This window comes from Nocardioides ochotonae, from assembly GCF_011420305.2.
In the GTDB taxonomy this organism is placed as follows: Bacteria; Actinomycetota; Actinomycetes; order Propionibacteriales; family Nocardioidaceae; genus Nocardioides; species Nocardioides ochotonae.
The window spans coordinates 2,360,134-2,382,447 of sequence record NZ_CP061769.1 but is presented as its reverse complement, the minus strand read 5'-3'; the positions used below and the strand labels follow the sequence as shown (position 1 = coordinate 2,382,447).

Here is a 22,314-nt window from a genome sequence, read left to right as displayed (position 1 = left end):
GCGATGAGCTCCGCCACGCAGCCCCGGGCGAGCCGCCGGGGCGGCCGGGCCAGAAGCAGGTGGCGCACCGTCGGAGTCGGCGCCGGGTGGCGCTCGACGTTGACGATCGCTGTCCTGGCGCTGCTCGGCCTGGCCTGGATCGGGTGGCCGGTGTGGGACTCCCTGACCCACCCCTCCCGCGAGCAGCTGCGCGCCGAGGCGCCGTGGGTGCTCGGGGCGTTGGTGTGCGGGCTGGCGCTGCTGGCCGCCACGATCTGGCGCGACGCGGGGCGACGTCACGACGTGCTGGCGCCGGTCGCGGGCCTGGTGCTCGCGAACTGCGTGCTCCGCGCGGTGCTGAGCCCGTCGTCCTCCGGGGTGGAGCTGGTCCACGTGCTCCCGTTGCTGGCGGGGGTCGCGCTGGGCGCCCCGGCGGGGTTCCTGACCGGTGCCGCGTCGGGGCTCGTCTCGACCGTGCTGGTCGCCGTACCCGCCGAGACGCTGCCCAGCCAGGCGGTGGTGTGGGGGCTGGTCGGCCTGAGCGGGGGACTGCTGGTGCGGCTGCGCCCGACCGCGGCCTGGCTCGCCGCGCTGCCCGTCGCCCTGGCCGCGGGGGTCGGCAGCGGGGTGCTGCTCAACCTCATGGGGTGGGCGCAGGAGACCGGGTCGAGCACCAGTCACTTCCATCCCGGGCTGCCGCCGTCCCAGGTGCTCGAGCGGCTGTGGGCCTACACCCTCGACACCTCGATCGCTCTCGACCTGACCCGTGGCGTCACCACGGCGGTGGTGCTGCTCCTCGTGGGCCGCCCGCTGATCGTGGCGTTGCGTCCGACCCCGGGTGACCTGCGGGTCACCACCACCCAGCAGACCGACCAGGTGCGGCCCGCGGCGCTCGAGCGCCGCGGGGACCGTGCCCGCCTTGACCGACTGTGGAACGAAGGAACCAGATGATCCCCCTGACGACACCGACCCTGGGCTCGCTGCCGACGCTGACGAGGGGGGAGCTCGACGAGGCCGCCCGCGTGACCGGCGACATCGAGCGGGCGTTCACGGCGACCGTGGTCGGCCAGCGCGGGCTGCTGCGCAGCCTGCTGGTGACGATGATGGCGCGCGGCCACCTGCTGATGGAGTCGGTGCCCGGGCTCGCGAAGACGCTGTCGGCCCAGGTGCTCGCCTCCTCGGTGGACGCGCGGTTCTCCCGCATCCAGTGCACCCCGGACCTGCTGCCGGCCGACATCATCGGCACCCAGGTCTACGACCCCGCGACGGCCACGTTCAGCACCCAGCTGGGCCCGGTGCACGCCAACTTCGTGCTCCTCGACGAGATCAACCGGTCCTCGGCGAAGACGCAGTCGGCGATGCTCGAGGCGATGCAGGAGCGCCAGACCACGATCGGCGGGCGCACCCATCGGCTGCCCCGCCCGTTCCTGGTGCTCGCCACCCAGAACCCCATCGACGAGGAGGGCACCTACGTCCTGCCGCAGGCGCAGATGGACCGCTTCCTGCTCAAGGAGGTCCTCGACTACCCCTCGCCGGAGGAGGAGTCGCTCGTGCTGAGCCGGATCGCGGACGGCACCTTGCAGGCCCCCGCGTCCGCCCCCGTGGCCACGCTGGCGGACGTGGAGTTCCTGCAGGGGGTCGCCGACCGGGTGCACGTCGCGGAGTCGGTGCGCCGCTACATCGTCGAGATCGTCAACGTGACGCGCCATCCCGACCAGTTCCTGCCCACCGACACCGCCCGCTACCTCGAGCACGGCGCCAGCCCCCGCGGCGCGATCGCGTTCCTGCAGGCGGCCCGCGCCCTGGCGGTCCTGGCCGGGCGCGGCCACGTGCTGCCCGAGGACGTCGTGGCGCTGCGCCACTCGGTGCTGCGCCACCGCATCCTGCTGACCTTCGAGGCCGCCGCGGCCCGGGTCCGCCCCGACGACGTCGTGGACGCGGTGTTCGCCGCCGTACCCACTCCCTGAGCCATGGCGCTGCTGACCAAGGTCAAGACGCGGGTCACCCTCCACGCACGCCGCAAGGTCGCGGGGCTGCTGGACGGGCAGTACGCCGCGACGCAGTCGGGCCGCAGCCTCGACTTCGCGGACCTGCGTGCCTATGTGCCCGGCGACGATGTCGCGGACATCGACTGGTTGGCCACCGCGCGGCACGGGGACCTGCTCGTCCGGCGCTACGTCGCCGAGCGCAGACACACCGTGCTGCTGGTCGTGGACACCGGGCGCGAGCTGTCCGCGCTGGCCTCGTGGGAGGACGGTGACGGCGACCTCAAGCGCGACGTGGCCGTCACCGTCGCCGGCCTGGTCGGCTGGGTCGCGATCAGCCACGGCGACTACGTCGGGCTGGTCTGCTCGACCGAGGACGGGCCCGCTGTGCAGCGCCCTACGACGCGGGAGCTCCCGCTGGAGCGGATGCTGGAGCTCGTGGTGCGCAGCAGTGCCACCGACTCCCCGCCTCAGCGCACCCTCGACCTGCTCGACTACGCCGCGGGCGTCGTACGCCGGCGCACGATCATGGTGCTCGTCCTCGGCGACGTGGCCTGCGACCACGAGCTCGAGGCCCGTCTCGCCCGGCTGCTGGCCCAGCACGAGCTGCTGGTCGTGACCCTCGCGGACGTCGACCCGACTCGGCCGGGACGCAGCGGCCGGCGGGTGCGGGACGTCGGCACCGGGCGCGGCTTCCCGGACTTCGCCGCACGCAGCGCCGCGCTGGCCGCCGAGGTGGCGGCGGCGGACCGGGCGCGCGCCGAGCAGCGGGCAGCGGTGCTGGCGCGCCTCGGGGTGCCGCACGTGCATGTGGAGCGCGAGGACCGAGCCGTGACCGAGCTGCTGACCCTGATGGACAGGACCCGTCGTGCGCGCTGAACGCAGCCCGATCAACCCGCCGGCCGACTACTCCTCGTGGTGGTGGGCGCTCGCAGCGGTCTGCGTGGTGCTCATCGTCGTGCTGGTGTGGCGCACCCGGCGGGTGCTGCGCGAGACCGCGGCACCCGCCGGCGGGGACCCACTGGAGGCGGTGCGCGCCGAGGCGCTCGCCCGCATCGACGACTGGCGGGCCGCGGCCGAGGCCGGTGACGTGACCGCGCGCGCCGCGGTGAGCGGACTCAGCGCCGAGGTGCGCCGCTTCGTCGGCCTCGCGGGCGAGGGCGACGCCGACTACGCCACGCTGCCCGACCTGCGCCGGCAGGCCGTCAAGGACCCGCGGCTGGCCCCGACGGTCGACTTCGTGGCCTGGACCGCGCCTGCGCTCTTCGACCCGACCGCTGACGTCGACCTCGCCGCGGCCCACCACCGCGCCCGCGAGGTGGTGACCTCGTGGCACTGATCCAGTGGTGGGTGGGCGCGCTGGTCCTGATGCTCGGCCTGGCCGTGGGGCTCACGGCGTGGTGGTGGCACCGGCTGCGCCGTCGCGGTGACGGCGTCGCGGTCGCGGGTCTGGAGCGGGTGCGGGCGCTGCCGGCCTTCCGCGCGCTGGTACGCCGCGAGGTGCGGGCACGGCGCCTCGAGGTGCTGAGCCTGGTGCTCGCGCTCGCCGGCGCCGCGCTGATGGCGGCCCGGCTGGTCGGGGTCTCCGATGAGTCCGAGCAGATGCGCACCCGCGACGTCGTCTTGTGCATGGATGTCTCCGGCTCGATGGCCCCGGTGGTCACGGACGTGCTGGACACCTACCTGTCGCTGGTGGCCGAGCTGAGCGAGGAGCGCATCGGGTTCGTGATGTTCGACGGCAACGCGGTCACCGGGTTCCCGCTCACCGACGACTACGACTTCGTGGTCCGCGGCCTGCGTGATGCGCGGGTCGCGGTCGAGGCGGGGCCGGTCCCGGGGACCGAGGCACCACGCTCGGGATCCTCGCTGGTGGGCGACGGGCTGGCGAGCTGCGTGCAGCACTTCGACCGCCCCGAGGACCAGCGGGCCCGCACGGTCGTGCTCGCCACCGACAACCTCGTCTCGGGCGACGCGATCTACACCCTGGCCCAGGCCACGGAGCTGGCGGTGCAGAGCGAGGCGATGGTGTTCGGCGTCGTACCGGACCACAACCGGGCCGAGGCCACCGCCGAGCTGCGCAGCCAGACCCGGCGCACGCACGGGGACGTGCTGGTCGTGGACGCCGGCGACGACGCCAACACGGTGGTGATCGCGCGCGCCGTGGAGCGCCAGGAGAAGAAGGCGATCCTGGCCGCGGCCCGCGACCACAGCTTCGACCGGGTGGAGCCGGGCGGCCTGATGCTCGTCGTCGGCCTGCTGGGTGCCTGGACGAGCAGGAGGCGGGGATGAGCGTGCAGCCGGTGTGGCCGGTGCTCGTGCTGGCGGCGGTGGCGCTGGTGCTGTCCTGCTGGTCGCTACGGGACTGGCGCTCCTCCTCGGGCATGCAGCGCGGCGCGCTCGCCGCCCGGGTGGTCCTCGCGCTGCTGGCGGTCGGCATCGGTCTGCGACCGACCGGCCTGCACGAGGTCGAGGTGCCGGTGCCGAGCACCACCGACCTGGTCCTGCTCGTGGACCGGACGGCGTCGATGGGGGCGCTGGACGGCCCTGCGGGGCGGGCGCGGATCGAGGCGGCGGGGGAGGACCTCGCCGAGCTCGTGCAGCAGACAGCCGGGGCCAACACGACGGTGATCGTCTTCGACGACGTGGCGCGGGTGGCGGTGCCGTTCACGACCGACGCGGCGGCGGTCTCGACGTACCTGCGGACCGTGGGCTGGCGCCCGTCGGCGAAGGCCACGGGATCGGACATCTCGGTCGCCGTCGAGCTGGCCGAGCAGGTGCTGAGGTCCGCCCGCGCGGAGCATCCGGAGCACCAGCGCTACCTGGTGTACGCCGGGGACGGCGAGCAGACCCAGGACGGTGCACCCGGATCCTTCGGGTCGCTGCGCGAGGGACTGACCGGCTCGCTGGTGCTCGGCTACGGAACCGCCGAGGGCGGTGCGATGCCGGTGGCCCCCGGGGAGCAGCGGCTGGTCGAGATCGAGGGCGAGGAGCAGGTGTCGCGCATCGATGGCGCCGCGCTGTCGCGGATCGCCGAGGAGCTGGGCGGGCAATACCTGCACCGCACCGGTCCGGGGTCGCTGCCGCCCCTGACCCGCGGCCCCACCAGCGCCCGGGTCGAGCTGCAGCCGGGCGAGGAGCACTACTGGGTGCTGGCCCTGGCGGCGGTGCCTTTCCTCCTCCATCTGTTGGCGGTGGCCGTGTGGGGATCTCGAGCAGCGAAGGAGGAACAGCGATGACGTGGACCGACCCGGTACGCAGCCGGCGACGGCGCCGGGCGATCGCGGGGGCGGTCGTGGGTGTCGTGGTGCTGGGGGCGGTGGCGCTCCAGGTGGTGGTGAAGCTCGGCGCGCAGCACCTGGGCGAGCGGGCCTGGCGCTCGGGGGATCACGTGGCGGCGGGCCGGTGGTTCGCCCTCACCGAGCGGGTCGATCTCCTGGAGCGGTGGGTCGCGCCGTACAACAGCGGCGTGGCGGCCTACGGGCGCCACGAGTGGCAGAGCGCGGCGGACTGGTTCGAGCTCGCCGGCGGCCTCGCCCCGGACCACGCGGTGTGTCGGGTTGTCCTCAACCACGCGCTCGCGCTCGAGTCGTTTGGCGACGAGCTCACGAGCGCCGGTGACAACGCCGGCGCGGACCAGCGCTACCGCGCGGCGCAGCGCCTCCTGAGCGGCGCCACTGGCTGCTCGACCGAGTCGCCGGACGGCGGGGAGGGAGAGGCCGATCAGGAGGCGGACGACGCCCAGGACGCCGGGAGCGAGGGGCAGGCAGAGGACGAGGGCGAGAACGAGAGCGAGGGCGAGGACGAGCCGCAGGATCAGGACGGTCCGGAGGACCAGCACGGTCAGCAGTCCGATGAGGACCACGGTGACTCCGGGGAGCCTGCGGAGTCGGGGGAGCCTGCAGAGCAGGGAGATTCGGGCTCACAGTCTGAGCAGGAGCAGCTCGACGCCGCGACGGGTCGCCTGCAGCAGAAGCTGGGAGAGGGCCAGGGATCATCGAAGCCCACGGACGCGGAGCCCACCGAGTCGCAGGCCGACCGGCTCGCCGAGCGCACCATGGAAGGCGCCCGTCGGCAGCAGGAGGCTCGGGACGAGGCCGCGGTGCCGCAGGGCCGCGGCGGCGGCGCCGGCCGGACCTGGTGAGCTGGGCTCCGCGGGGCGAGGGCCCGCGCATGCGGAAGCCCCCTCGCCGAGTGTGATCGACGAGGGGGCTTGCGGCGCTGGGTGAGCCAGTGTCAGCTCGCCGGGCCGGGGCTGCGGTGACTGCCGCCGGAGCCGCCGTCGGCGGGACCGTCGGTGTCGGCCTGCCCGTCCCGGTAGCCCTCGGTGTAGTCGTCGGCTCCGCCGGTCGGCGCCGGGGGAGCGGACTCGGTGGGCGCGGTGCTGCCGTTCTCAAGGTGGCGCCCGTCGGGGACCTCGGGGCGGTAGTCGCCGGAGCGGTGGTCGACCGCGGGGTCCATGCGGTCCGCCTCGCGGACCACGTCCTCCTGTCGGGCGGAGGTGGCGGCAGCTGCCTGGCGCGCCTCGGCGGCCTGCACCTCGGCGTGCTCGGCCTCGGCCCGGCGCAGCTCGGCCTCCGCCTCGGCCTTGCGGGCCTCCAGCTCGGACTGTTGGACCGCGGGCTGGTGCTGGGTGGCCTCGCTGCGCAGCTGCTCGGCCTGGGCGTGTGCCAGGGCGCGGTCGCGCTCCTTCTTGCGCTTGAGGAGCACGTAGGCGAGCGCCGCGAGCAGCGCGACCACCACCACTGCGATGACGATCCACACGACGTCGTCGTTGTTCATGCCAATGACCTCTCGTAGGGTCCCGGCCCAGTACCCGCGTTCGCCGCTGGGTACGCGGGACGGGTATCCGGTCCCGAACTGCCCACGAGGAGCGCCCGATGACCGTCCGCAGCACCCTCGCCCGCGCCGCCGCAGGCGCCCTGCTCGTCAACGCCGTGCCGCACGGGGTCGCCGGGGCTCTCGGTCGCCCGTTCCCCACGCCATTCGCGGATCCGCCCGGCGTCGGGCTGTCGGGGCGCGTGCCCAACCTGGCCTGGAGTGCGGCCAACGCGGCGGCCGGCGTCGTCCTGCTTCGCGGGCAGGAGGGGTCGGCCCGAGAGCGTGCGGCGCTGCTGGTGTCGGGTATCGCCACGGCCGCGGGCCTGACGGCGTACTTCGGGCGCCTGGACCTGCGCCCACCCGGCGACCGGAACGGCTGAGCGGGTGCTTCGGCATACCGGAGGCGGGTGCGCCCTTGATGAGGCGTGACGTGCGGCCCTCAGACCTGCAGCTCCTCGCAGGAGATCCGTCCCATCCGGGTGGGGCTGCAGTAGACGACCCCCCGGTCCCAGACGACGTGGTGCTCCTCGCCGTTCCACTCGTACGTGATCCGCACGGCGTCCGCGGCTGACCAGTCGGTCCTGCGGTCACCGACCACCCGGACCAGCAGGATGTAGTCCCGGTTCGCGGCACCGGCCGGGATCACCGCCTCGTCGGCGGAGAGCAGCGGCGCCCCGTAGTCCTTCGCCCCGAGCCGGCCGCCCGAGAGCGACGGCGTGGTGCGGTCGGGCCCGGCGAGGCGGAAACTCCGGACGGTGACCTGGCCGGGGCTGTCGGGGGCGGCGACCAGGTCGACATCGGTGATCGTGATCGGGTGCTCGGTCGGGTTCTCCAGGGGGATGTTCGGGTCCACGTCGTCGACGAGACCGTGGTCGCCGTTGAGGTGCAGCACGAGGCGGGCGTCGTCCTCGGGCTCGAGCGGGCGGCCGGCGCCGTCGCGCAGCACCAGGAACAGCGCGACCGCGAGAGCGACGACGACGCCGAGCGCGAGCACGGTGATCCGCCTGCCTGTGGGGCGGGCGCCGGCGCGCCGGCCCGCCGCGGACTCCCGCGTGAGCTCCTCCTGCAGACCGCCAGATCGATGCATGGATCCTCCGAGTAGAGCCGATCGGAGCCTCTCCTACCCAGGACGGCTCCGGCTGATACAGCGACAACCCCCGCCAAACTGGGGCCTGCTGCACGGATCGGTGACCCGGACCGTTCGCTCATCTGCCATGCGGCCGGGCACGGGGTGGGGCCGACGCACGCGAAAGACGCCTACTTTGCGTGGGGAACGGCGAGGATCTCCTGGCTTGCATGCAGGACCCCCACACGCGGTCACCACACGAAGTGGATCGCGCACATCTCTTGAGAGGCTGTTCGGCTATGAGGTCACGCATCATTGCTGGCGCGTTGCTGTTCGCTGTCGCGGCCACGAGTGGGTGTACGGCGTCGGAGGATTCGTCGTCGGACGTGTACCTGTACGAGGCCGGGAGCCTCGTCGAGCTCGACTCAGCGTCTGCCGCGGTGACGTGGGTCGGACACCTTGGTCGTCTTCACCGTGGAGTCTGAGCGTGCTCTTTCCGACGCCCCGTGGGAGGAGAAGGTGATGACCGGGCGGCGGGTGAGCGTGCGGATCGACGACGTGCTCTGGAAGCGGGCAGGGGCCGATCAGCCGCCGATGTCTTTCGAGGCCCAGGCCCCGGGCTGGTATCACGACGACGATGATCAGATGATCCCGATGAGGGCGGAGGACGGTGTGCGGCTAGAGGTCGGCAAGACCTACCTCGCCGCCGTCATCTTCATTGACTCGTGGGGCTTCGACGGCAACTACCTGGAAGTCGTCGACGGCGTGGTGACCGCGGCACGGCAGCAGGAATCCCTGTTGGCCACGCAGCTCGACGGCAAGACCGTGGATGAGGCAGCGAAGGTGATTGCTGCTGCCCGAGCTGAGCCGGGCGCGGGCCCGTTGGGCGCTACCACGGCTGATCAACTCGAATCGGTCGGCGTCAGCGTCGGCTGACAGTTCCCCACACAGGGAGCACGTTGCACTCGGGCACTGGCTTTGCGGATGGGCTCCGGGGCCGACTGGGAGTTCGGCATCCGATCGTGCAGCCGCCCCCGCGGGCAGAACATCACCACAGCTGGCCTAGTAGGCCAGCGCGAAGGTCGCGTCGAAGTTCAGGGCCTGCAAGCGTGCTCGGTCGATGAGGACCATGAGGCGCACTCTGTCGGGGTCGGGCACGGGACCAGGCTCAGGGTCCGTGGGGCCGTCGTACAGCACGACGATGTCCCTGACTGTGCAGCCCAGTGCTGACTCGGCCTCGGCCGTCCAGACGCGCAGGTCGGGGACGGGGAACCCTCCCATGCGGGCCATGGGCACGTACCCCAGGTGCTGCTCGTCGTCCCGGCTGGTGTTCCTGAACAGGTTCAGGTCGTACGGCCTCCGGTCGGCGTGGACGCGCAAGAGGGAGGGCAGCCGATCATCGCCGACCCTTTCCGCGCTCAGTTCGTCCACCGGCGGCAGGGTGAGTGCCCCGACGGGGTTGATGAGTACGGGGTCCGCGTCGTTGACGTCGCTGCGCCTGGGTGGCTTCAGCGGTTCGTCGCCACCCGCGCCGCTGGGGAACGCGACCACTCGGTGGTCCAACGGCCCGACGGTCACGTCGAGGTCGGCGAAGATCTGGATGATGAGGTCTGCGGGCAGCCCGACCGCCCCGAAGCCCGCGAGACTGGAGGCAGCTGCGCCAAGGTCCATCTGAACGAGGAAGTCGAGGGCGCCGCCGTCCCTGCCCACCGGCCATGCGTCGTGACCCTGCGACTTCTGCGGGCGGCCGAAGAACCAGCCGGCAGCGTGCTCCCATGGTTTCTTCAGCTTGCGCAGGCTCTTGGGCTGCACGGTCACCTCGTCGATCGCGAGGAACAGGGCCGGCTGGGTGGGTATGGTCGCCTCGGCGTAGCGAAGCTGCCTCGGCGGGTCCTCGTCGAGGCTGAGGTCGGGCTGGAGCTGGAGCCTCAGCCAGTCGGCGACCACCTCGGACCGTGGGTTCTCGAGGTAGTCGAGGACAGCCGCCAAAGCGATCGGGTCCCGGCGCAGGTGCTCATCGAGCTCGTGGAGGAATGGGTCGACCTGGTCGGTGAGCTCTTCACTCCACACAGGCAGGCCAAGCGCCGCCAGTCGTTCGAGGTTGTCGATCAGACGGATGACCGCAGTCTCTTCGTTCATCAGGTCCCGTCACCACCACGTCGACGCCACACAGGTCGAGCAACCGTAGTCCGTTTCGGTAGTCGTACCCTTCAACGCCCCGTGCGGACTCGACGCCGTGAACGGCGTCGCGGCTATTGCCCGACAGCCAGCACGTCCGCGTCCTCGAACCTTCGACCAGTGTTGCTCGAGGTTCTCCACCTCGGCGCGGTGGCGTTCATGGAAGGACGTCGAGAGCTCCGCCAGCAGCGTCACCGCATCGTCGTACTGCGGTTCAACACAGGCCCTCAACGCCTCGACAACAGATAGCTCCCACGCACGGAACTCCTGAAGGCCACGAAGATCGCCATCGTCGAGGCCCAAGCCGGTGGCGCGCTCGTTAGCCAACAGATCAAGGTCCTCCAAGCGACGTCCGTTCAACGCCGGGGACTTCTGGTCCTCCACGCAACGGGTGAACTCCCGAACGTCGCCCAGGTCAGCGAGGCCCTCGGCCAGGTGCTCTCCCCACGTCGCCTCAAGCTCGACGAGACCCGCCGGTGTCGTGACGGCTGCGACTTCGCTGTCGCTGGCACTGTCTCTCACGCCGGGCGCCAGGCACTCATCCTCAGCGCGGACCTCTTCCGCCGGTCGCTCAGGGGGATTGTTCAGTTGCTCCTCCACCCTGTCGCCCGAGCCGCCAGCTCGATCTCGGCGGAGAACAACTTCTCCTCGGGGCCGATGAGCCACGGCGAGTTGAGAAGGTTCGGCGTAGTGACCGGGAATATCGAGTCTCTCCAGTCGAAACGATCGAAGCCGCGATCCGCGAGGCAGTCGTCGAGAGCTTTGTTCAACATTGCGCTCGTGACGACCTCGGCAGCTTGCCGATCCTCGAGCGTTCCGCTCCAGGCCGCCAAGTCAGAGCGCACGTCCGCAACCACCTCCGCCGACGAGGGTGCTTCGACGCCCGCCTGCGCCCCACACCCCGCAGCAAAGAGGAGGCTGACACAAGCAGCCCCCACTGTCCGCCAGCTGCCGGTCTTCATGCGCTCGCTCAGCTGCAGTCCCACGGCCAACTCCCAGGTCCGAAGCAACGCTCAGGCGTCTTGTTGGACTCCTGGCCCAGGAGGGGCGACACGCTGGCTATCCAACGGTGCGTCCACCGCAGCGTAGCGCGGCCGCAAGTATCTGGTGCCGGAGTTGGCTGACCACGGTCGCGAGGACCTGACGCCACGGGGGGATACTCCGCCGCATGCGAAAGGCCCCGGCTGCGTCTTCGCAGCCGGGGCCTTTCGTAATGGTGGGCGATACTGGGTTTGAACCAGTGACCTCTTCCGTGTCAAGGAAGCGCGCTACCGCTGCGCCAATCGCCCATGTTATTCAGTTGTGGTAAATCGAGGTGGGTACGGGATTTGAACCCGTGTAGACGGATTTGCAGTCCGTTGCCTCGCCTCTCGGCCAACCCACCGCGGTGGTCCTCCCATGGGAGGACCCGGTGGAAAGACCCTTCCGAGCGGACGACGAGGCTCGAACTCGCGACCTCAACCTTGGCAAGGTTGCGCTCTACCAACTGAGCTACGTCCGCTTGCTGCCTTGAGCCGGGGCTCTCGGTGCGGACAGAACATTAGCCCCCTGTGGTCCGGGGCGCAAAACCGGGGGGTCCGTGGGGTGTCGGCGGTGCCCCGCTTGCGCGGCGTTTGCCGAGGTCAGAGCCCTAGAGTGGCCCCGTGGACACGTCAAGAGGGATCGCCACGGGCGAAGGGGTCTTCACCTCGGTGCTGGTCGAGCGGGGTCGGGTGTTCGCCCTCGATCGACACCTCGACCGGCTGCTGGGCAGCGTCACCGCTCTCGGGCTGCCATCGCTTCCGCGTGACGAGGTACGCCGGGCGGTCGTCGAGGCGGTGCGCTGCCGCCCGGTGGACCGCGGTCGGCTCCGGATCGTGTGGGCGCTCGGGCCCGACGGTGGGGAGTTGCTCGTCGAGCTCGACCCGGTCCCGCCCGCGGCGAGCGCGGTCGAGGTGGTGACGCTGCCGTACGTCGTGGACCACCGCGGCGCACTCATCGGCCACAAGACCACGGCGTACGCCGACAACGTCGTGGCGCTGGCTGCGGCGCGAGCGGCGGGTGCGGGGGAGGGGATGCTCGCCAACGCTGACGGCGGCCTCTGCGAGGCGACGGCCGCCAATGTCTTCCTCGTCCTGGACGGTGGGCTGGTGACCCCGCCCCTCGGCAGCGGCTGTCTGCCCGGTGTGACGCGGGCTCTGGTGGTCGAGGCCTGCGGTGTGCGGGAGGTCGACGTGCCTCTGGGGGATGCTGCGGCCCGCGCCGAGGAGGTCTTCCTGACCTCCACCACCCGCGGCGTGCAGCCGGTCAGTGCCTGGGACGGTCGGGCCCTTCCGACGTCGGGTCAGGCCGTCCGTGAGGTGCGCGAACAGTGGTCGCAGCGGTCGAGCGACCTGTGGGTGGACCCGGGATGTGAGCTCGCGGAGGAGATGCGTTAGTGTTTCTGACCGCAGCACAACGGGCGATTGGCGCAGTGGTAGCGCGCTTCGTTCACACCGAAGAGGTCACTGGTTCGAACCCAGTATCGCCCACATAGATCGATCGCAGCAGAGGCCGGCTCCCACGTGGGGGCCGGCCTCTTTGCGTCCGTGGCATCGCGACACGGCGCGGCGCGGATCTCCTCTTGGTGAGGGGGGGCGGATCATGGCGGCCATCAAGGGTGACGTGGGCCTCTTCTTCGCGAACGACGCACCGACTGCGTGATGCCTGTCTAGACTTTTCGACGGCGCGGATATGGCGATGCCGAGCGTCGTGCTCGCGGAAAGTTTCGGTGATTCCGGCCGCGGTCGTCGAGGTTCGTGCAGTGTCTTTGACAGGCGCTGGTTCAGCAGCTTCTTCGCATCTGGCGTCAGGGTTGCCAGTTGCGGCGCACCATGGTTGCGCGAGCCCATGTCTCTGGCGGAATCGGCAGACGCGACGTACAAAATCGATAACCTAGTGGCATTCACGCGCCGTGAATCGTTGAATGCGAAAGAGGTCTACCCATGTCATCGGGGTCTGAGTGGACGTGGGTGGAGTCATCGGGAACCAACGGCTACGGGCACCAACCGCCCGGAGTCGCTCACGTGTCGAGCCCGCCTCTGTTTCTCCTAGTCCTAGGCTCGGCGGTAGGCAGCGCGGGGCTCCTGCTCGGCTTGGCCACGCGCTCTCTGGTGCCGAACGTTGTCGGATGGCTTCTTGGCGGTGTGCTCGCCCTGCTACTGCTGGGCATGTTCCTCCTCGCAGACACGCGTCGGCGCTCGAAAGGGCTTGTTCGGTCGTCTCGTTGGACAAGGCCGCTTCAGCGTGCCGTGACCGTGCTGGCGCTGCTTGCAGTTGGCGCCAACGCCTGGCGGATCGCTGATCAGGTGTCCCGGTGGTGAGCCGCGCCGGACTGTGGATCTTGATGTCGGTTGTGCTGCTGTCCTCTGCGCTCGGGTTCCCCGCAGCTGGCCACCCGTCCGAACGTCCGCAGGAGCAGCAGCCGCTCCAGGACTTTGGCGCGTGCATCAGCGGCGGGGGCGAGGGGCGCGTGCTGTTCCTCCTCGACACATCTGCTTCGCTGAAGGCGAGCGATCCCAAGGCTGCGCGAATTGACGCGGCGCTGCACCTGTCGGATCGACTCAGTGAGTTCGCAGGTGCTTCGGAAGCGACCCTCGAAGTCGCAGTGGCCCGCTTCGCCGAGGGTTTCACCGTCACGCAAGGTTGGACGGAACTCGATGGCGGGGGAAACGAGACCCTTGCGCGCGCATTCGAGCAATACCGTGACGAGCCCGAGGGGTGGGAGACCGACTACTGGCAGGCCCTGCAGGGTGCTCGGGCGTATCTGCTCGACGGTTCCGCTGAGGCGGGCTGCTCCGCACTGGTCTGGCTGACGGACGGCATGTACGACCTGGACCATCGGAGCACCGAGGCCGAGCAGGATCGCTACGGCACGACCAAGCCCTACGCATCGGACATCGAGCTGGTGACGGCTGAAGCAGCAGAGGAGGTCGAGCGCAAGGGGACTAGCGATCTCTGCCGCCCCGGTGGCGGCGCGGACGCCCTACGCGCGGACGGCATTACGGTGCTGGCCATCGGGCTGCAGGGCGGCGCCGACTCGGGGGACTTCGACCTCATGTCCGGCGTTGCGACGCAGAGCCCCGTCGACGGTGCCGCCTGTGGCCGACGGGACGCGTCTGGTCGCGGCTCCTTCGTGCTCGCCGAGGACATCGGGGATCTCTTCTTCGCCTTCGACGGCCTGGCCGATCCCGAGAACTTGCCAGCGCAACTCTCAACGGCACTGTGCCAGGACGCGATATGTGACGCCGGCAGCCATCGCTTCGTCACGGACCGGTCGATCTCCTCCGTGTCTGTCATGGGTGGCGCTGACGTTGCCGGCTATCGGGCTGTCTTCGTGACTCCACGGGGAACGCAGCACGTCCTCTCGTCCGGCGCTTCGCTCGAGGAAAGGACCCCCGGCTACACGCTCAAGGCGCGGTGGCTGACGGGCTCGGTGTTCACGGCCAGTATCGAGCGCGGGAAGGCAGGTTCCTGGTCGGGTGAGTGGGCCGTCGTCTTCGTCGACCCGGGTAGCTCCGGCGCTGGTACGGCGCGCTCCAGCATCCGTCTCGTCAGCGACCTTTCGCCGGTGTGGGGCCGTGGGGATGACCTGGTGACCGGAGAACAGGTTCCCCTCGACCTGGGTGTGGAGCTTGCAGACGGCTCGCGGCTCGATCCTGCCGACCTGGCCGGAAGCATGAGCCTGGATGTGGTTCTTGCCCGAGACGGCGAAGACCCGGTGCCCCTCGTCGAAGGCCTGAGCGCAGCAGATCTCGGAGCGCCGGTCGAGGTCGATCTGAGGAATCAGGCGCCCGGCGCGGCACAGCTGCGGCTCGAGCTGAACCTCGTCACCGGCGCAGCGCGTGGCACCGGCACTCCGCTACCCACCCGCGTTGTCAGCTACCCCGTCCTTCTGCAAGCACCGGGGGATTACCCGCAGTTGCCGCAATCCATCGATTTCGGTCGCGGCGACAGCACTGACGAAGTCGTACGGACCATCAGTTGGGATGGACCTGGATGCGTGTGGCTCTCGGGTACCGACATTGAGGTCGTTCCCAGCGGGAGCTCCGGCGCCTCGGTGAACTCGTCCACCGACGGTCCTGAGGACTGTGCTGAGAGCGAGATCCAGGTGGCACTCGTCCCCCGGAGTGAGGGAACCGGTCTCCTGGGCGGGACCGTGATGCTGTCCGCGTCTCCCGGCTCCGGTCCAGGGGATCCGATCGAGGTACCGGTGCGTTTCCGGTACGAGATGGAGCCTCCGCCCAACGAACCGGTGAAGTGGGCTGTCTTCGTCGCTGTGCTGATGCTGGGCCTCGCGGTGCCGCTTGGTCTGCTTGCGGCTGTGAAGAGGCGCGCAGCAAAGCTCGCCGGTGACCATCTGGCCGTCGAGGTGCTCGCAGGGCGCATCACGGCGAGTTCATCCTTCCTCGCCAGCGCAACGGTGGACCGTCAGCAACAGACCGTTCTTGCGTTCGACAGCGTCGGACGCACACGCGTTCGCGTCAGTGACCGCGCAACGCTGGTGGTCAGGGCGCGGGCACTCAACCCGCTCAAGATGCCTGAAGTGGTGGTCGAGGGCGCCCCCCACGTGACCTCGCAGGGGGAGTTCCTGCCGCTCGCGGTGCAGGGCACATGGTTGGCGCTACTGGACCCGGCCGACCTCGAGAGTGGCGCCGTCCAGGTGGTTCTCCTTCTGCCGGTCTCCGGCATAGGTGCCGAGGAGCTGCTTCGCGACGCCGCGGACAAGGTTCCGGGGGCCATCGCGCAGTTGCGAGACAGGATCAGCGCTGTCACTGCGCCCAGGGCGGGCCAGGATCGGCGGTCTCCACGCGTCGCGGCTGCTGGTGACGACGATGGGTGGGGTCCGCAGCCCGGTTCTGGTGCTTCGGCACGCACGAAGGAAGGCACCCGGGATTCGCCCGGCGGTGCTGCAGGCTCGGCCGTACCTGCCGGGGACGTCGTCCATGACGACGACGACTGGTGAACATGACAAGGAAAGGAATCCAGTGAGGAAGTTCATCGTCGTCGGTGTCGGGGGGTCTGGCGGTGCGACCGTCCGCTACCTCATGGATCAGTTGAGTGCTGATCTCAGGACCCGTGGAATCGAGCAGTTGCCCGCGGCCTGGCAGTTCCTGCAGGTCGATGTCAACCCACGACCCGATTCATCGGGAGGGCTGGATTCGATCCGGGATCTGGGCGGCCGTTACGTTCCCGTCAGCGCCAGTGCCAACACGCTCGAGGTCGTACGTCGGCAGCTGGAGTCGCGTCTCGAGACGGCGGGTCATCTCTCAGGTCTGCTGGGCTGGGCGCCCGAACCGCGCGCCCAGGCCAACAACGTTGCTGTCACCGAGGGCGCCGGGCAGTACCGAGCGGTCGGCCGCATGCTCACCCTGACGCGCCTCGACCGAATTCAGTCCGAGCTGCAATCCGCGTGGCAGAGTCTCCAGCAGCCCACGGCGTGGGAATCGCTTCCCCAGCAGATGGAGGAGCAGCGCCCGTTCTCGAGCTCAGCCACGGTCGTGCCGATTGTCATCGGGTCGATGGCTGGCGGCTCGGGTGCCTCGATGTTCCTCGATGTCTGCCGGGTGATGGGCCGGGTCGGCGGGCTGCAGAGGACGAACCTCGGCGTCTTTCTGTTCACGCCCGATGTCTTTCATGCCCTGCCTCCCGCGTACCGAGTGGGGATCGACGGCAACGCCATGGCCACCTTGGCGGAACTGATCGCGTCGCAGACCCGTGCCGGCGACGACGCTGACAACCAGCTCATGACTGCTCTCGGGCTGGCTCCCGAGAGCGACGACCAGCGGGCCTTCGGACGCGTGTTCCCGATCGGTGCCTCCATCGGTGGCGACGGGGCCAAGTTCGGGGACAGCCCGGAAGACGTCTTCCGCGGGCTCGGACGAGCGATCGCGGCCACGATGCTGTCGGAGAACGCTACCCAGCAGTACCTGCAGACGCGCTTCGAGAACCAGACGCCTCCCAACGTCACCGAGAAGATCATCGGTTGGGGTGCAGAGACCTCCGAGATGACCTGGGGATCCTTCGGCTACTCCAGCCTGAGCCTCGGCCGGGACCGCTACGCGGAGTACGTCGCGCAGCGGCTCGCGCGGCTTGCGGTCGATCGTCTGGTGGATGGCTACAAGCGCGAGGGGAGCACTCTCCCGCCGCAGGAGCAGCTGCAGCGCGACGTCTCAGCACAGTGGGAGACGTTGCTCCGACGACTTCAGCTTCCTGTTCCAGGTACGCGCACCAGCAAGTGGATGAGGGACCTGCTGGGCGCTCGGGCCGAGGGCATGGCCCGCGACGCGCTTGGCCAGCTCGTGGACGGACTCCAGAGGGCAGAGACCGGGCCGCGGGCATCCGACTACCTGAGGATCATGACCGAACGCCTTTCGGGTGATCAGGCCGCTGCCGCGTCCGCCTTGGAGCGAGAGGCCTACGGGTGGACGGTGCGCTACGCGACGGACCTTGAGGGACGTCTCCGTGACGAGGTCGCACGGGTGCTCGCCCACCCGCGGCAGGGACTTCCGTACGCCCGCAAGGTGCTCGAAGGCTTGACGGATCAGTTCCGTCAGCTCTCCAAGGACCTTGAAAGCGCCCCTTCCCCTTCTGCCTCACCACTGCGATTCTCCGACACGGTGACCGGCCTGGGACACGTGGACAACACAGCTGAGTTCCGTCAGCAAGCGGCGGCGAGTGTGGGGGAGGCGGCTGCCGCCGACGTGCGCTACCGCGTGGCACATCTGCTCAGTCGTGTGAGTCGGTCCGTCGCTGACGACGTCCTCCCGGCACTGCAGCGTGCCCTGGTGGCTGCCCAGACCGACCTCGAGAGCGCCATGCGTGCGACCGGGCGACAGTCGGGGCTCGCGCAGTTGCACACGACCTCGTACGGCGATTGGCCCGCTGGGGAGACCGTCCCTCCACGGTTCGAGCACGCCTACAACGAGGTTCTCCTGACGACGGCCGACGGTTTTCCTGCGACCTTCCGGGCACATGTCGAGGCAGGCGCACCCGACATGGCGTTCGCCGATGCGGTCGAAGCGATGGTTGAGCAGATCGTCCGCGGAAAATGGGAAGACCAGGGGGCGGCGCGGAACGAGTACCCGGTCCTCGTCAGCCGGGTGCGGTGGCGCTCCGCAGCGTTCCCGCGCGATGAAGTCACCGACGAGCCCACTCCCGCATCGACTCCCGACTATTCCCTCGCGGTCAGGCCATCGGACCTGCTGGAACGAGCCGCTGCGTACGCGGCCCGCAAGGACCACCACTTCGCGCAGTTCAGCAACCAGACGTTCGAGGCCTACCTCAACGAACCGGGGCTGGCTGACTCCGAACAGGAGCACCGTCGGCAGCGGCTGCGCGCGAAGTTCAGCGAGGCCGTGCACCAGGCCTATCCGCTGGTGGGTGTGAGTGACCGGATGGTGGAGGCGCTTCACGGAAGCCGGCTGCAGGTGGAACTGACCTTCAGCGAGGTCCCACTTGCCCCCGGCACGCCGGCTGCCAAGGCTCTGGAGGAGGAGCTGGCGCACTCGGAGCGGGTTCAGAGCCAGTCGGTGGGCCGGCTGACAGATGCGTTTACGCCGCAGAGCTCGGTCAACAAGATCGCCATCTACGGGTCGTATCCGAAGTACTTCCCGCTGGTGTTCACGTCGGTCCTCGATCAGCTCAAGGACCGCTGGGCTGGTTCGACCGAAGAGGGCCGTCGAGAGCTCTGGAAATGGAAGCGAACCCGGCCGCTGCCTGCTGCCCTGGCCATGAGTAAGGCGGAGCAGGCCGCGATGGTGCGTGGGTGGTATCTCGGGCGGGCGCTTGGCCTCGTCACTCACCCCGCCATGCCGTCGCAGGCCGGGCCTGTGCAGGTGTACGACGTTGTCCGGCGCGAGTGGAAGGCGTTCCCGGATCCGTTGCTGACCGCTCGGGAGCAGATGACTGAGGGCCTCAGCTGGCTGCCGTCGATTCTCGAGGGGCACACCTTGGCAGTGGTGCAGTGCTCCAATGACGTGGCGTTCTCAGCGCTGCAGCCGTATCGAGCGCTTCGGCAGATCCACCACCGCGGGTCGGAGCCCGCCAGTGGGCGCAGCGATGGGGAGACCCTCCTGGCGGACTGGCTGCGAGACGGAGCCTGGCCGTCCGGCCACCCATCTGAGATCGATGCGATCCGCACTTCGGGTGCCACACCCGATGACCGGGCGGAAGCTCTGGCGGGTTGGCTCATGGTCCTTCAGACCTACTACGAGAAGCGATTCGTCGTTCCGCCGGACGGACCGGGTGTTCGCGCAGTTCCGCGTCTGCGGGTCGCGACGGTCGACGACCTGCTGGGAGCGCATATGGACGGTGGGCTGGCCCTGATGATCAGGGAAGCCCTCGTCGACCTGCGCGAGATGACCACGCGCGCACTCGAACGAGCGCGTCCGACTGCCGGCGGTGGCGATGTCCCCCAGTTCTGACATCGTCGTCCTCGCGGCGAGCCGTGAGGAGCTGCCGACATGGCTGGGGACTCTCCAGGATTGGTCAGCCCTCGGACTGGTCCGCGACTTCGTGGCGATCGCGCTGGAGGACATCGAGTCCTCCGAGTGGAGATGCGTCCTGGTGAGCGGCGGAGCCGCCAGCCCCGTGGTGCTCCAGCAGGAGATCGCGTCACGCCAAGGTGTGCTGTCCGCGGCGGTGTTCTCCCTCGGAAGCATCGGGGACAGGACATCCTTGCCGCCGATGTCGAGCTCGGCACGACTTCGCGAGGAGGTTCACCACGCTCTGCCAGGGGTCCCGGTCACATGGGGGCAGCTGCTCTCAGTTGGCATAGCCGAGGTCTGGCCATTCGCAGAGCCCAGCGAGGTCGCCTGGATCGGCGCCCACAACATCCTTCTCGCGCCGGAGAGCTCGCAATCACCTCGTGGTGGCGTGGCTGCCATCCGGGCGCGTGATCTGCGTCGCCCGGCAGGGCTGACCCATGCGGCGGCGGGTGCCGCCACGGTTGCTGGGCTCTGGACGGGACAGCGCACCGGTGCTGTCCGGGGGGAGCCCGTCGCCGGCGGAGGGCAGGTAACGCTGTTGCGTTCCTACACACGTCATGTGGCGGCAGGCGGTGCTGTCAGCCGTTTGCTAGGCGGCGTCATCGATGTAGGCGATCGGTACCCGGTGCCTATCGATCCGGACGGCCGGCAGCTCCAGCGAGCTTCTGATGAGGTCGGCGAGGCGATGCGCCTGGCGGGTTCACTTCTTGAGATCCACGCGCCAGTGCTTCGATCAAGCCCGCGTGCTGCGGTCGAGTTCAGGGCGCAAGCCGTGTCTTTCAGGGAGCTTCTCCGACGCTTCTTCAGTTTCATGGGTGGTGTCCTTCGGGGTGCACCTCTGGCGTTCGCCCAGGCGCTCGAGACCCAATCGGTGGGCAGGCTGGCCCCGGTCGTGCAGCGTATGGTCCTCGGAACAGGCTCCGGCCACCAAGTGACGATCCGCAACATCTCTGGTGTGGCCGACGACGGTCGGCTTGTTCCATCGTTGACGGTCGAAGCGGACCTGGACGAGCGCATTGCGGGTCTTTCCGGTGGCACTCATCCGACAACGCCTCCACGCCACGACCATCCCGAACTGTGGAGGGACTTCGTTCACGGAGCGATGTCCCTACTCGATGGCCACGAGCGGCACGACCGAATGTCGGTGGCGGTTGAGTCCGGTGTGTCCGTGGTGGTCACGAATCCGCGTGCCGTGGTACCTGACCTTGAGAGCGAGTTCGTGCTTCCGCCAGCGGTGAGGAGGCTCGTCGCAGTCAATTCCTTGCGGTCCGATGACTTCGAGCGCATCTCGACGGTCGACCAGGTGTTGGCCGAACATGACCAAGGAGAGTCCGCGGACGCGGTCGAGGTGGGAAACGTACGCCGGCGCATGGCGGAGTGGTCCGACTCCACGAGGCGTTCCTACTCCGGCCGGGTGGGCGCGCACATTGCCACGACGATCGCTGACTTGCGTGCTGAGGCGCTACATCACCAGCGGAGGCTCGCAGAGCACAGTGAGCAGGGCGGGCTCCCCGAGGACGTCAGGCGACAGCAGGCGACTCTGGGGGCGATCACCTGGGTCATGGTGCTCGTGGCGGGCTTGGTCACGGGTGGCCTCATCCTCGCGGGACGCGGGGACTTACTCACCTGGGACCGCGTCGCCGTACGCGCAGGGTTGTTCTGGGCTGTGACTATCGCCGTGCTCCTGGTCGTCTTCATCCGTCGGCAGCGTGCATTGTTCCAGCTGATCCACCGGCGCGACGCCGCTCGACATGAAGTGGAAAGCACGCTCCACAACCTGTCAGCGACGTTGGCAGATCTGCGCCGGATGCTGGCTGTGAACCGTCAATACCTCGATTGGAACAAGGCACTGGCCGCCTTCGTCTCGGCCCCATGGGGTGACGTGGCGGAGGTCGCCGGGCGTACGGCCGAGCTAGGTCCGGGCTTCCCCCATAATCACCGGTTCGGACAAGTACTGCCGGAGTCGAGCTCAGCGACGGAGCTCATCCGAGAGTTGCAGGGCCGTCTACTTCCCCCCGGCTGGCTCTCCGAGGCGTGGGAGCAGTTCATCGGGGACCTTCCAGAGTTTCCGGATCGTCACCTGGTCAAGAGCGATCCGGGCCTGCTCTTCTCAGATGCGCGGATGGGAGAGAAGCCCGTTCTGACCCTCTGGAGCGAGGCTGTCTCACGCGCACCGCGACAGGACGTCGCAACGGCGTTGCGTACTCGCTTGGAGGAGCTGGTCGAGCGAGCCCCAGGCGAGGTCAGTCGGAAGGTGAGCTGGCTCGACGGTGACGGCCAGCGGCACGAGACGGCGTACGAGGAGTTCGCCGCAGGTGTCACAGCCGAGCAGGCCGACAACTCCACTGCGCACCGAGAGTTCTCTCGCCGGATCTTCGTCGCCGCACCCGACACGGTGGATCCCTGGGCTGTGGGGGACACACAGTTCCACGATCTGACAGCAAGCGGTGGCCCGCAAGTGCTCATCGAGCTCACCCAACCGATCGCGGCGCGCGATCTCGTGTTCTGCAGGAGAAGTGATGCCTCCGCCCCGTCAAGCGCTCGCAGCTACGGCGCCGCGCCCCAGGTCTGAGATGACGATCGCGTGGGCGAACGCAGTTGCCGCTGCGGGAACGGGAGCCTTGTGTGCCGCGGTGCTGGCCGATGCCCGAAACCCGGTTCCGGGGGTCGAGGAGGCGCTTCTCATGACAGCGGCAGTCCTCACCTTCTTCGCCGTCAGGTGGGCACCGCAGGACGGGGTCGGTGGGGAGAAGTACCTGCTTCCCGTGCTGGGCGGGGCATG

Annotated in this window: 18 protein-coding genes and 4 tRNA genes; 14 read left to right on the top strand and 8 right to left on the bottom strand. The window is 69.4% G+C overall.

The window, feature by feature from the left end:
• The first annotated feature begins 99 nt into the window (after positions 1-99).
• The 7 genes from HBO46_RS11550 to HBO46_RS11520 are packed head-to-tail and all read left to right on the top strand — an operon-like array spanning position 100 to position 6,105.
• Positions 100-930, top strand: a complete 831-nt coding sequence (locus HBO46_RS11550) for a hypothetical protein (protein WP_166139395.1) — start codon at positions 100-102, stop codon at positions 928-930.
• Positions 927-1,946 (top strand): AAA family ATPase, encoded by a 1,020-nt coding sequence (locus tag HBO46_RS11545; RefSeq protein WP_166139397.1) that lies wholly within the window; start codon positions 927-929, stop codon positions 1,944-1,946. The genes HBO46_RS11550 and HBO46_RS11545 overlap by 4 nt, the downstream gene beginning before the upstream one ends.
• Before the next feature lie 3 nt (positions 1,947-1,949).
• Positions 1,950-2,843, top strand: coding sequence for a DUF58 domain-containing protein (locus HBO46_RS11540; protein WP_166139398.1), 894 nt, complete (start codon positions 1,950-1,952; stop codon positions 2,841-2,843).
• Positions 2,833-3,303, top strand: a complete 471-nt coding sequence (locus tag HBO46_RS11535) for a hypothetical protein (RefSeq protein WP_166139400.1) — start codon at positions 2,833-2,835, stop codon at positions 3,301-3,303. Before HBO46_RS11540 ends, HBO46_RS11535 begins: the two co-directional genes overlap by 11 nt.
• A complete protein-coding gene (locus tag HBO46_RS11530) occupies positions 3,294-4,253 on the top strand; it encodes a VWA domain-containing protein (protein ID WP_166139402.1) in 960 nt (319 codons plus the stop codon). The genes HBO46_RS11535 and HBO46_RS11530 overlap by 10 nt, the downstream gene beginning before the upstream one ends.
• Positions 4,250-5,200: a VWA domain-containing protein gene (locus tag HBO46_RS11525; RefSeq protein ID WP_166139404.1), complete on the top strand. Its 951-nt coding sequence runs from the start codon at positions 4,250-4,252 to the stop codon at positions 5,198-5,200. Before HBO46_RS11530 ends, HBO46_RS11525 begins: the two co-directional genes overlap by 4 nt.
• Complete coding sequence (locus HBO46_RS11520) at positions 5,197-6,105, top strand: hypothetical protein (protein ID WP_166139406.1); 909 nt, start codon at positions 5,197-5,199, stop codon at positions 6,103-6,105. Before HBO46_RS11525 ends, HBO46_RS11520 begins: the two co-directional genes overlap by 4 nt.
• Positions 6,106-6,197: 92 nt before the next feature.
• On the opposite strand, the gene HBO46_RS11515 is transcribed toward HBO46_RS11520, so the two are convergent.
• The gene (locus HBO46_RS11515; RefSeq protein ID WP_166139408.1) at positions 6,198-6,743 is read right to left on the bottom strand and encodes a hypothetical protein; all 546 of its coding nucleotides are present in this window, start codon (positions 6,741-6,743) and stop codon (positions 6,198-6,200) included.
• Positions 6,744-6,841: 98 nt separating this feature from the next.
• Between HBO46_RS11515 and HBO46_RS11510 the strand changes: the two genes are divergently transcribed.
• Positions 6,842-7,162, top strand: coding sequence for a hypothetical protein (locus tag HBO46_RS11510; RefSeq protein WP_166139307.1), 321 nt, complete (start codon positions 6,842-6,844; stop codon positions 7,160-7,162).
• A 59-nt stretch (positions 7,163-7,221) separates the two neighbouring features.
• On the opposite strand, the gene HBO46_RS11505 is transcribed toward HBO46_RS11510, so the two are convergent.
• Positions 7,222-7,869 carry a hypothetical protein gene (locus HBO46_RS11505; protein WP_166139410.1) on the bottom strand — a complete coding sequence of 216 codons (648 nt, stop codon included), beginning with the start codon at positions 7,867-7,869 and terminating at the stop codon, positions 7,222-7,224.
• A gap of 438 nt (positions 7,870-8,307) precedes the next feature.
• Between HBO46_RS11505 and HBO46_RS11500 the strand changes: the two genes are divergently transcribed.
• Entirely contained in the window at positions 8,308-8,784 is a 477-nt protein-coding gene (locus HBO46_RS11500) for a hypothetical protein (RefSeq protein WP_166139412.1), read from the top strand.
• A 126-nt stretch (positions 8,785-8,910) separates the two neighbouring features.
• Here the strand turns inward: HBO46_RS11500 and HBO46_RS11495 are convergent, their stop codons facing one another.
• The 6 genes from HBO46_RS11495 to HBO46_RS11470 form a co-directional block, all read right to left on the bottom strand.
• Positions 8,911-9,987 carry a hypothetical protein gene (locus tag HBO46_RS11495; RefSeq protein ID WP_166139414.1) on the bottom strand — a complete coding sequence of 359 codons (1,077 nt, stop codon included), beginning with the start codon at positions 9,985-9,987 and terminating at the stop codon, positions 8,911-8,913.
• A 9-nt stretch (positions 9,988-9,996) separates the two neighbouring features.
• Complete coding sequence (locus tag HBO46_RS11490) at positions 9,997-10,626, bottom strand: hypothetical protein (RefSeq protein WP_166139416.1); 630 nt, start codon at positions 10,624-10,626, stop codon at positions 9,997-9,999.
• The gene (locus tag HBO46_RS11485) at positions 10,611-11,012 is read right to left on the bottom strand and encodes a hypothetical protein (RefSeq protein ID WP_166139418.1); all 402 of its coding nucleotides are present in this window, start codon (positions 11,010-11,012) and stop codon (positions 10,611-10,613) included. Before HBO46_RS11485 ends, HBO46_RS11490 begins: the two co-directional genes overlap by 16 nt.
• A 228-nt stretch (positions 11,013-11,240) precedes the next feature.
• Positions 11,241-11,315, bottom strand: a tRNA-Val gene (locus tag HBO46_RS11480).
• A gap of 24 nt (positions 11,316-11,339) precedes the next feature.
• Positions 11,340-11,410 (bottom strand) — tRNA-Cys (locus HBO46_RS11475).
• 44 nt (positions 11,411-11,454) lie between these two features.
• A tRNA-Gly gene (locus HBO46_RS11470) sits at positions 11,455-11,527 on the bottom strand.
• Between the two features lie 142 nt (positions 11,528-11,669).
• Between HBO46_RS11470 and HBO46_RS11465 the strand changes: the two genes are divergently transcribed.
• The 5 genes from HBO46_RS11465 (at position 11,670) to HBO46_RS11445 (ending at position 22,104) form a co-directional block, all read left to right on the top strand.
• Positions 11,670-12,443, top strand: coding sequence for an aminotransferase class IV (locus tag HBO46_RS11465; RefSeq protein WP_166139419.1), 774 nt, complete (start codon positions 11,670-11,672; stop codon positions 12,441-12,443).
• A gap of 21 nt (positions 12,444-12,464) precedes the next feature.
• Positions 12,465-12,536, top strand: a tRNA-Val gene (locus HBO46_RS11460).
• A gap of 854 nt (positions 12,537-13,390) precedes the next feature.
• Positions 13,391-16,009 (top strand): vWA domain-containing protein, encoded by a 2,619-nt coding sequence (locus tag HBO46_RS11455; protein ID WP_166139421.1) that lies wholly within the window; start codon positions 13,391-13,393, stop codon positions 16,007-16,009.
• A complete protein-coding gene (locus HBO46_RS11450; RefSeq protein ID WP_166139423.1) occupies positions 15,990-19,469 on the top strand; it encodes a tubulin-like doman-containing protein in 3,480 nt (1,159 codons plus the stop codon). Before HBO46_RS11455 ends, HBO46_RS11450 begins: the two co-directional genes overlap by 20 nt.
• Positions 19,447-22,104 (top strand): hypothetical protein, encoded by a 2,658-nt coding sequence (locus tag HBO46_RS11445; protein WP_166139425.1) that lies wholly within the window; start codon positions 19,447-19,449, stop codon positions 22,102-22,104. The genes HBO46_RS11450 and HBO46_RS11445 overlap by 23 nt, the downstream gene beginning before the upstream one ends.
• The last annotated feature ends 210 nt before the right edge of the window (positions 22,105-22,314 follow it).